We start from the raw sequence: 10,725 nt of genomic DNA, 5'->3' as shown, positions 1-10,725 counted from the left end.
CTGTAGATGAGTTGGAACTTCTACTGATGCATCGTCACCCTAGTGTGTGTCCCGCCGCCATGAGCCGGGCGCCCAGCGCCTGCGTCGTGCGTCCGCGTCCGGAACCCGCAGAATGCCGTAGAGCGGCTCACCCAGGTCCGCCCACCGCTCCAGCGCGTCCCGGTCCACCAGGCGGATCCCGTAGCGTGGGCCGCTGGCTCTCGCGGCTGCCGTGAAACCTCCGGTGGTGACGATCACCGCGAAGTGGGCACCGTGGTCGTGACGGTACGTTCCGTTGACCCGCTGCACGTCCTGGTCCCCGACCCTTCGGTCGGGACGCAGCCGCTTGCACTGCACGACGACCCGTCGTCGCGATCGGTCGACGACGAGTACGTCGGCGCCTTTGTCCCCCGCTCTGCCCACATGCTCCGCGGTCAGTCCGTCCCGGCGCAGCAAGGAACAGACCGCCAGCTCGAACGCACGGGGGTCGAGGGCGTCGAGATGTGCCAGCGAATACCGCACAGGCCCCGCGGTGAGCGCCGAGCGGTCGGTCCATCTCTGTACGGCCAGCCGCCCCGGCTTCAGGCCCAGTCCCACGACCCCGGCGGTCAGCGCGATGCCCGTCCACGCCGGCCACAGTTCGGCGGCCCGCCACAGACCGCTGACCCCGGCGAAAGCTCCGATGCCCCACGCCCACCAGGGAACCGCCGCCCACCCTCCTTGGCTCCGTCTGCGCCGCATCAGGCGGCCGGGCCGAAGAGCGCCCACATACCGAAGGCAAGCCCGAACAGCGCGAGGCCCGCCAAATCAGTGATCGTTATCAAGGTGAAGGCATGGTCCCGGCAGCGCGCGAACAGCCCCCTGCGGGTGCGGCGACACGGCCTGTGGTACCCCGTCGGCCCCCCGCAACGCGACACCAACGCAGTACCGCCGACCACCAGCAGTGCCACGACCAGCAGCATCGGATCCCCCCGTTCCCCGACCCAAGCCTCCATGAGTAGCGGGAAAGCCTCCGTCCCTGCGAGTGCATCTTCGGCCGAACCAAGCAAAGTGGTGGCGCATTGGAGCACTGACGTTGTTCTTTTGTTGCTGTGTCCCCCGCACGCGCCCCAGGGCCGTCGGCTGCGGACCGACGCACGGCTTACCCGCTGTCGTAGGCCGAGGCTAGGATTCACCAGGTCCGTGACGTGGCGGAAACGGCACGTAAGGCCACGAACGGACAGTGACTGGGGACGGAACCAAGAGGCGGGGACAGCGCATGCGGCAAGGCCGGTGGACCACGGTCACCGAGTCCGAGTTCGACCATGAACACCGTGGCCTGGAAGCCATCCGGGAGAAGCTGCCGGACGCCGATCCCTGGCGGGCGTGGTCGAACTTCACGTTCACCGCCCATACCGGCCACGTCCGCGAGGTCGATCTCCTCGTCGTCGCCCCCGGGGGCGTCTACATGATCGAGCTCAAGGACTGGCACGGCTCCGTGACCAGTGAGAACGGCACCTGGGTGCAGACCACCCCTGGTGGCCATCGTCGCCCGCACGGCAACCCGCTCCACCTCGTCAACAAAAAGGCGAAGGAGCTGGCCGGCCTGCTCGGCCAGAACGGCCGGCGGGTGTGGGTCGGCGAGGCCGTCTGCTTCACCGACGGCGGCCTGCGTGTCCGTCTGCCCGCTCACGACCAGAACGGCGTCCACACCGTCGACGAGCTGGTCACCATGCTGAAGCAGCCGCCGCGCGACGAGCGGCGCCGCATCACGGCCGTCGAATCCCGCGAGATCAGGACCACCCTCGAACGGATCGGCATCCGGCGCAGTGACGCCGAGTACAAGGTCGGCCCGTACCAGCTGGACCGGAAGTCCTTCGACTCGGGCCCGACCTGGGCCGACTACAAGGCGAGCCACAGCGAGCTGCCCGAGGTCGCCCGCGTCCGCGTCTACCTCAGCGAGCGCGGATCGGACGCCTCGATCCGTCGTTCGGTCGAGAACGCGGCCCGTCGTGAAGCCGCCGTGCTCCAGCGGTTCAAGCACCCGGGCGTCGTCCAGCTCAAGCAGTACTACCCGTCCGGGCACACCGCGGGCCCCGCCCTGATCTTCGACTACGACCCGCGCACGCTCCGCCTGGACGAATACCTGCTCCAGCACGGCAGGAGCCTCGACATACTCGGCCGGATGGCGCTGGTCCGCCAGCTCGCCGAGACGATGCGTTCCGCGCACTCCGCCCGCATCCACCACCGGGCGCTGGCCGCCCGTGCCGTGCACGTCATCCCCCGCGACCGGGGTCGGCGCGGGCAGACGGTCGGTGAGGACGCCGCCTGGCTCACCCCCCGTCTGGAGATCTCCGACTGGCAGATCGCCACCCAGCGTGCCTCCGGCACGGACGGCGACAGCGGGCAGGGCATGACCCGCTTCGCGCCCACCGCGCTCTCGGCGATGCACCTGGCGGAGGGCTCCGACCCCTACTTCGCCCCCGAGCTGACCGCCCTCAAGGCCGACCCGGTCTACCTCGACGTGTACGGCCTCGGCGTTCTCACGTATCTCCTGGTCACGGGCAAGGCCCCGGCCGCGAGCCAGGCCGAGCTGTTGGCACGGCTGGAGGCGGGCGAGGGTCTGCGCCCCAGCTCGCTGGTCGACGACCTCTCCGAGGACATCGACTTCCTCGTCCAGGCGGCGACCGCCTACCGGCCCGGACAGCGCCTGTCCTCGGTGGACGAGTTCCTGGAGATGCTGGAGATCGTCGAGGACACCCTCACCGCCCCGACCTCGGCACCCGACCCGGAACCGGCCGAGGACCCCGAGAAGGACCCCCTCGAAGCGGTGGCAGGTGACGTCCTCGGCGGGCGCTGGGAAGTCCGCCGCCGCCTCGGCACCGGCTCCACCAGCCGGGCCTTCCTCGTCCGCGACCTCCAGGCCGAAGCGCGCAAGACCCGGCCGCTGGCCGTCCTGAAGGTGGCCCTCTCGGACAGCAGGGGCCAGGTGCTGGTCCACGAGGCCGAGGTGATGAACCGGCTGCGCCCCGACTCCCGGGTGATCCGGCTCGTCGAACCGGAACCCCTGCGCATCGGGCCCCGTACGGTCCTCGCCCTGGAGTACGTGGGCGACGAGCGCGAAGCCACCGACCAGGGCACCGAGACCACCGACTCCAACACCGGTACGCGCACCCGCACCCGCACGCGTGAGGAGACGGTCGCGCGTCAGCTGCGCGAGCACGGCCGGTTGAAGATGGACCAGCTGGAGGCTTACGGCGACTATCTGTTCGGGGCCGTGGACTTCCTGGAGGGCGAGAGCGTCTGGCACCGCGACATCAAGCCGGACAACATCGCCATCCGCATCCGCCCCAACCGCACCCGCGAGCTGGTCCTCATCGACTTCTCCCTGGCGGGCTACCCGGCGAAGGACTACGAGGCCGGCACCGACGGCTACCTCGACCCCTTCATCGGCACGCTGACCCGCACCGCGTACGACTCGCACGCCGAGCGGTACGCCATCGCGGTCACCCTGCACCAGATGGCCTCGCGCGAGCTGCCCAGGTGGGGCGACGGCTCGGTCCCGCCCCGGATGACGGACCCGAAGGAGTTCCCGTACCCGACCGTCCAGGCCGACGCCTTCGAGCCCGCCGTACGGGACGGTCTGGTCGCCTTCTTCCGCAAGGCGCTCCACCGGGACGCGGCAAAGCGCTTCGCCGAGCTGAAGCCGATGCGGGACGCCTGGAAGAAGATCTTCCTGGACGCCTCGCAGACGGTGCCGTCCAGCCACCGCTCCCGCCACCCGGAACCCGCCCCGCAGGAGCCTGTAACGGGCGAGCGCGCGGCGACGATCGCGGACGCCGAGCCGCTCACCGCCGACGAGCAGCGTGAACGCCTGGCGGCGGCGGTCACCCGGGACACCCACCTGTCCGCCGCCGGCCTCACCCCGGCGGCAGAGGCCTTCCTCTACAGCCTCGAGATCACCACCGTGGGCGGTCTCCTCGACTACAGCCGCAGCAAGCTGCTCAACGCCCCCGGTCTCGGCACGAAGACCCGCACCGAGGTGCAGCGCCGCCAGCGCCAGTGGGGCAGGCTGCTGCGCGAGGCACCGCTCTCCCCGCTCACCCCCAAGGGCCGCGCCGAGGCGAAGGAAGAACTCGCCCAGCTCACCGCCACCGAGTCGGCGGTCGCCGGAGCCCTGGCCGTGGGCGAGGGAGCGGCGGGTCTGAGCGAGTCCGCGTTGCGGTCGGTCAGCCTCGACCTCCTCGCCACGCTCTTCGTCCCGGAGCTGAACAACAACCGCTCCAACAGCAACAAGGTCGAGATGGTACGGCTGTTGCTGCGCCTGCCGGACGAACGCGGCGAGCTGCCCGGCATCGGCGTCTGGCCCAAGCAGAAGGACGTGGCCGAGGCGCTCGGCCTCTCCGCCGGGCGCATCCCGCAGATGCTGAAGGAGGAGCGCAAGCGCTGGAAGAAGCATCCGGCGGTCCAGGCGTTGCGGGACGAGATCGTCGGCCTGCTCGTGAGCCTCGGCCGGGTCGCCTCCGCCGTGGAGATCGCCGATGCCCTCGCCGTACGGCGCGGTACGCAGCTGGCGGGACGCGAGCAGCGGCGCGCGCTGGCTCTGGCCGCGGTGCGGGCGGTCGTGGAGGTGGAGCAACTCCAGCCGGAGGAGGCGGAGTTCCAGCACCAGGCCAACCGCAAGGCCACGGAGGACGTCCTGGCGGCGGGCCTGCTCGCGCTGGACGTACGGGAGATCGACGCCCCGGACACCCCGACGGCTCCGGGTCTGCTGGACTACGCCACCCGTCTGGGCAGGACGGCAGACCGGCTGACCCGCCTGGAGACTCTGCCGACCGCTACGACGGTCCTGAGCGAGCTGGGCGCGCTGACCCCCCCTCCCGGTGTCGTGGACTGGGACGAACGGCGACTGGTCGAACTGGCCGCCGCCGCGTCCGTCAACGCGGCTGCCACGCCCCGCCTGGAGATCTACCCGCGCGACCTGCCCCTGGTACGGGCCCTGCGCCTCACCCAGGCCGGCCTGGTACGGCTGATCCCGGGCGTACCGGAGGCCCGGCAGCCCGGCCTGACGGGCGAGGACGTCCACGAGCGGGTACGGGCCCGCTTCCCGGAGCTGGTCATCAGGGACGCCCGGGACACGAGCACCCACGAGCTGCCGACCGGCGGCCCACTGACCAAGGCGCTGCGCGACGCAGGCTTCGATCTGACTCTGTCGACGCGCGAGGACACCAGGACGCTCCGCTATCTGCCGACGCGGATGGACAGCGCGTCCAGCTATCTGACGGGCGGGAACTGGCGCCAGTCGACGCAGGCCGGCGCGGTGACGCGCTACTCCGACGACCCGCTCGTGGCAGGCGGGGTCCGCACGGACGAACGGCTGCTGGCCTCGGCCCGAAAGGACGGCTACCGGGTCCTGACCGTGCACCACGCCCGTACGGTCGAGGCGGTACGGCGGCTGGCGGGCCACCGCATCGGCGCACAGGCGGTCTCCGTGACCGAACTCTTCCTGCAGTCGATGCACGCCCTGGTCCCTCCGGGCACGAAGCCGACGTGGGAGACGCTGCTGAAGGCGGACGTGGCGGAGCCCGGCTCGCGGGGCGCGCTGAAGTTCACCGAGTACGCGCGGACCGCGTGGGGCACGGTGGAGCCGCAGGTGCGGGAGCTGTTGGCCCCGGGGGCCGGTTCGGGCCCGGTGCTGCTGACCGAGGTGGCCGTGTTCGCCCGGTACGACGGGATGGGCGTCCTCGACCGGCTCGCGGAGGCGGCGAGGCAGGGCGGACGCGGGCTGTGGCTGCTGGTGCCGCAGGCGGACCCGGGGCGTGAGCCGAAGCTGGGGCACACGGCGGTGGCGTACCAGGCCGGCCTGGGCGAATGGATAGACCTGCCGGATTCGTGGGTGAAGAAGGACTACCTGTCCGGGGTGACGGACGTGAGTGTCGTGGGCGTGCACGTGAACGGCAACGAGGGGGACGACAAGTGATCGACCGCAAGGCTCTGTTGGAAGACCTGAAGCAGCAGGTCAAGGCGGTCGAGACCGACCTCGGCAAGCAGGTCAAGGTGGTGGCGGAGGGCGAGAAACTCCGCGCCGAGTACGACCGTGCGCGCAAGCTGGGCCGTACGGCCGCCACCTGGAACTCCTGGCTGGACGAGCGGGTCACGCAGGTCGCGGTGGCGTGGGTGCTGGGGACTGTCTTCGTGCGGTTCTGCGAGGACAACGGCCTGATCCCGGAGCCGTACCTGACGGCACCGGAGGGCGATCGGCGGGATCTGGCGCTGGCTCGGTTCGAGGAGTACGTCGCGCGGTCGGACGACCCGACCTACCGAGGTTGGCTTGAGCAGGCGTTCGAGGAGCTGGGGGCAGGGCAGGCGGGGCGGCTGCTGTTCGACCGGCAGCACAACCCGCTGTTCCAGATCCCGCTGTCGCATGACGGTGCGCGGGAGTTGGTGGACTTCTGGCGGGGGCGGGATGACGACGGTGTTCTCGTCCACGACTTCACGGACCCGCTGGAGGAGGACGGGGACGGGACGCAGGGCTGGGACACACGGTTCCTGGGTGACCTGTATCAGGACCTGAGCGAGGCCGCCCGGAAGACGTACGCGCTGCTTCAAACGCCGGAGTTCGTGGAGGAGTTCATCCTCGACCGGACCATGGATCCGGCGGTGCGGGAGTTCGGGTACGAGGGCCTAAAGATGATCGACCCTACGTGTGGGTCGGGGCACTTTGTGCTGGGGGCGTTTCGGCGGTTGGTTCGGCTGTGGGGGGAGGGTCGGCCGGGCAAGGACGTGCACGAGCGGGTGCGGGAGGCGCTGGACTCGGTGCACGGGGTGGACCTGAACCCGTTCGCGGTGGCTATCGCTCGGTTCCGGTTGCTGGTGGCGGCTATGGCTGCGAGTGGGGTGCACACCCTGGGGGAGGCCGCTAAGTACGAGTGGCCGATCCATCTGGCGGTGGGTGACTCGCTCATCAAGCACCGGCACAAGCAGGGGAACCTGTTTGACGACTTGGAGGAGGAGGGGGCTGATGAGCTGGCCGACTTCAAGTATGAGACTGAGGATGTGCATGAGCACCCGGATATTTTGCGGCCGGGACGGTATCACGTGGTGGTGGGGAATCCGCCATATATCACGGTGAAAGACAAGAAGCTTAACGAGCTTTATCGAGGGCTGTACGACGCTTGCGTGGGAAAGTATGCACTGTCAGTTCCCTTTGCTCAGCGGTTCTTTGAGTTGGCGAAGACGGGGGACGCAGACAGTGGGCACGGATTCGGCACGGTGGGGCAGATTACCGCAAACTCTTTCATGAAGAGGGAGTTCGGTACTCGGCTGATTGAGACGTATTTCGGGCACGAGGTGGAACTGACTGAAGTCATTGACACCTCCGGGGCCTACATTCCAGGGCACGGGACACCAACCATCATCCTCGTCGGAAAGCGGCGGGGAGGGAAAAGGCGTGCGTCAACCATCCGAACAGTGCGAGGCGTACAGGGAGAACCATCCGCACCTGAGAATGCAGAGTGTGGGCACGTTTGGGTTGCCATCGTGAGCCAAGTCGATCAGCCCGGAAGTGTGAGCCAGTGGGTCTCGGTTGACGACATGGATCGCACTCAATATTTCAGCACCCAACCATGGAACCTGGCTGCTGGAGGGCTTGAGATCAACGAAGTGATCCAACAAGCTGCCGCAGAGCGCCTTTCGGCTAAACTATCTCGCGATATCGGTTTTGCGAGTTTTTCCGGCACGGATGATGCTTTCTATCTGCCACGCGATTGGCATCGCCGCTTCGCAACCCCTGATCACCTTTTGCGTCCGATGATCACTGGGGAAGATATCCGCGACTGGACTGCTACCCCCGCAGAAATTGCGATCGCCCCCTACCGCGAATCCGGAGAACTCATTCCTCTGGATTCAGAGGCCCACTGGGGGCGGCACTTGTGGCTTTACAGGCAAATCATGGGACACCTGACAGACTTCTCAGGCAAGACGCGCTTTGCAGCGGAGATCCCCTGGTGGTCTTGGTACCGATGGGTCGCCGACCGCTACTCCACACCGGAGATGATCTCCTTTAGCCATGTCGCCACGCATATGCGCGCAAACTTCAGCACCTCCGGAATGACATACAACCAACATGCCCCCGTGATCAAGCTCCGAAAAGGTGCGGACGAGAAGGAATACCTGGGACTGCTTGGGGTCCTAAACAGCGCAACCGCTGGATTGTGGCTCAAGATGGTTAGTCACGACAAGGGAATCCGAGGCGAGGGCGGCGGCTTCACTAGTACAGATTGGGAGCGATTCTACGAGTTCACGGGAACAAAGCTCCAGGAGCTTCCTCTACCTCTTGAATCCCCCACCCGCCTCGCGACCTCCCTGTACGCCCACGGCCAACAACTCTCTGCCACGACCCCATCCCTACTGGCGAGGGAAACCAGCCCTACCGCGCCAGCCCTCCGCCAAGCGCAAGCAATTTGGCGCTCTGTTCGCGCTCGAATGATTACGCTTCAAGAAGAACTGGACTGGCAGGTCTACTCTCTCTACGACCTGCATCCCGAAGACCTACGCGTCTCCGAAGACCCCGACTCCCCCGATATTCCCGAACTGGCTCTCGGTGAGCGCGCCTTCGAAATCGTCCTAGCTCGTCAAGTCGCCGTAGGCGAGGCCAGTGACGAATGGTTCAAGCGGCACGGTTCCACCCCCATCACCGAGATCCCCGTTCACTGGCCCGCCCCATACCGCGAGGTTGTCCAGAAGCGGATCGACGCCATCGAGTCGTCCCAAGCCATTGGCATGATTGAACGGCCCGAGTACAAGCGGCGTTGGACCACCGAGGGGTGGGACTCACTCCAGGAAAAGGCACTCCGGAGCTGGCTGCTCGACCGGATCGAGGACCGCGCCCACTGGTTCGACGAGAACGGGATGGCCGCCCTCGTCACGCTCTCTCGCCTCACCGACAACCTCTCCCGTGACGAAGACTTCGTCTCAGTCGCCAAGATCTACGCACCCCACAAGGAACTGCCCGCCGTCGTTACCGAGTTGATGACCAACGAGCACGTTCCGTTCCTCCCCGCCTTGCGCTACAAGCCCGCCGCTCTCAAGAAGCGCGCGGACTGGGAGAACGTCTGGGATCTTCAGCGCCAGGAGGACGCCGCTCCGGACGAGCCGGCCAAGCGGAAGATCCGGGACAGCATCCCCGTACCGCCGAAGTACACCTCCGCCGACTTCCTGCGCCCCTCCTACTGGCGGGCGCGCGGCAAGCTGGATGTGCCCAAGGAGCGGTTCATCTCGTACGCGCGGGCCAACGTGGCCACGCCCGATCTGTACGGCTGGGCAGGCTGGGACCACAGGGAGCAGGCGATCGCGCTCGACACGTACATCGCCACCCACGAGGGCCTGACCACCGAAGAGGTCACCCCGCTCCTCGCCGGGCTGCTGGAACTCCAGCCCTGGCTGAACCAGTGGCACAACGAGCCCGACCCTCTCTTCGCCCCGACCCCCGCCAAGTTCTTCGAGGGTGACCGGCAGATGGAGCAGGCCAAGCACGGCCTCACCGACGACGACCTGCGCGCCTGGCGCCCGGCCGCCGCGGTCAGAGGACGCCGTACCACCAAGAAGTAGCCCGCCAGTGACGCCAACGGCCCCGCGATCCGAACTGATCGCGGGGCCGTTGCGTTGCCTGGTCAGTCCCCCAACTGCCCGCCCCTAATCGCCGAGACGAAGTAGGCCCAACCGGTAGCCGGGAACACAAGCACAGGGCCGTGCGAAACCTTGCTGTCCCGTACCGGGACGGTGGCGGCGAAGTCGTCGGAGACCTCGACGCACGCCCCACCGTCCTGGTTGCTGTAGCTGCTCTTGCGCCAGGAGGCGGCAGTCAGGTCGATGGATCGCACGTTACTTCCTCCAACATCCGCAGGATGAACTTGCGCGACTCGACAGGGGTGAGTGCCAGATCGCGCACCGCATCGTATGTCTTCTGCAAACGCACAACCGGGCTTGCTTCCTCGATCAGTTCGCCGTGATATCCATTCTCGGTATACGCCACGGTCCTGCCCTCCGGAAGAAGCAGGTACCACATATCGGCGCTCATGAGACCGTGCAGTCCTGCGCTCTGAAGCAGCACATGGACCGTCACATTCGGACGCTCCGCAGCTTCCCCGAGGTACTCAAGCTGTGCCCGCCACTCCCCCACATCCCGCAACGGCGTCCGCAGCACCGCCTCCGACAGGATCGTCCGGAACGCCGGCGCGTCCTCCCCCTCCAACAACTCCCGCCGCCCCATCCGAGCCTCGACCTGCTGCTCAAGCTCCTTGCCCTTGATCCCGCCCGCCGCCAGCACCTCCCGCGCATACCCCGGCGTCTGCAACAACCCCGGCAACACGCTCACCGCGAAGTGCCACAGGCTCACCGCCTCCGCCTCCAGCGCCATGTACCGCCGGTACCGCTCCCGGAACTGCGTATGGTCCCCGGCAGCAAGCTCCCACAACGCCAGCAACAGCCCCGGCGTCCCGTAGTGCGTGTCGAGGGCCTGGACGACTTCGGGGCTGCCGAGCGTCTCGCCCTTCTCCATCTTGCCGAACAACGAGTAGTCCCAGCCCAACCGCTCACCGAGCGCCCGCAGGCTCGTCCCGCTCCCAGCCCGCAGCATCCGCAACTCCTCGGCGAACCGCTGACGGGGTTCCTGGCTGCGGCCGGTGACGACGCGTCGTTGCGGCATACCGCTCCCTCCGGGACGTTCGCGAGACCGATGTGGAACGTGTGGAACCACCTCCGCGCCAC

Annotated in this window: 5 protein-coding genes; 2 read left to right on the top strand and 3 right to left on the bottom strand. The window is 67.7% G+C overall.

Annotated elements, in window-relative coordinates:
- Positions 1 to 39 precede the first annotated feature (39 nt).
- Positions 40 to 747, bottom strand: a complete 708-nt coding sequence (locus tag OG736_RS32495; protein ID WP_327185521.1) for a restriction endonuclease — start codon at positions 745 to 747, stop codon at positions 40 to 42.
- A gap of 490 nt (positions 748 to 1,237) precedes the next feature.
- Here OG736_RS32495 and pglW point away from each other — a divergent pair, with 490 nt between their 5' ends.
- Together pglW and pglX are read left to right on the top strand one after the other, a co-directional pair.
- Entirely contained in the window at positions 1,238 to 5,938 is a 4,701-nt protein-coding gene (pglW, locus tag OG736_RS32490; protein WP_327185520.1) for a BREX system serine/threonine kinase PglW, read from the top strand.
- Positions 5,935 to 9,567, top strand: coding sequence for a BREX-2 system adenine-specific DNA-methyltransferase PglX (gene pglX, locus OG736_RS32485; protein WP_327185519.1), 3,633 nt, complete (start codon positions 5,935 to 5,937; stop codon positions 9,565 to 9,567). The genes pglW and pglX overlap by 4 nt, the downstream gene beginning before the upstream one ends.
- Before the next feature lie 62 nt (positions 9,568 to 9,629).
- Here the strand turns inward: pglX and OG736_RS32480 are convergent, their stop codons facing one another.
- Both OG736_RS32480 and OG736_RS32475 read right to left on the bottom strand, forming a co-directional pair.
- The gene (locus OG736_RS32480) at positions 9,630 to 9,839 is read right to left on the bottom strand and encodes a DUF397 domain-containing protein (protein ID WP_327185518.1); all 210 of its coding nucleotides are present in this window, start codon (positions 9,837 to 9,839) and stop codon (positions 9,630 to 9,632) included.
- Positions 9,821 to 10,663 carry a helix-turn-helix domain-containing protein gene (locus OG736_RS32475; protein WP_327185517.1) on the bottom strand — a complete coding sequence of 281 codons (843 nt, stop codon included), beginning with the start codon at positions 10,661 to 10,663 and terminating at the stop codon, positions 9,821 to 9,823. Before OG736_RS32475 ends, OG736_RS32480 begins: the two co-directional genes overlap by 19 nt.
- Positions 10,664 to 10,725 lie beyond the last annotated feature (62 nt).

This window comes from Streptomyces sp. NBC_01334, from assembly GCF_035983595.1.
In the GTDB taxonomy this organism is placed as follows: Bacteria; Actinomycetota; Actinomycetes; order Streptomycetales; family Streptomycetaceae; genus Streptomyces; species Streptomyces coriariae.
This window is presented reverse-complemented; position numbering and strand designations above follow the sequence as displayed.

Excerpts from the sequence above, each read along its gene's own strand:
- OG736_RS32475 (WP_327185517.1), bottom strand. The coding sequence starts at position 10,663 with ATGCCGCAACGACGCGTCGTCACCGGCCGCAGCCAGGAACCCCGTCAG.
- pglW (WP_327185520.1), top strand. The coding sequence starts at position 1,238 with ATGCGGCAAGGCCGGTGGACCACGGTCACCGAGTCCGAGTTCGACCAT.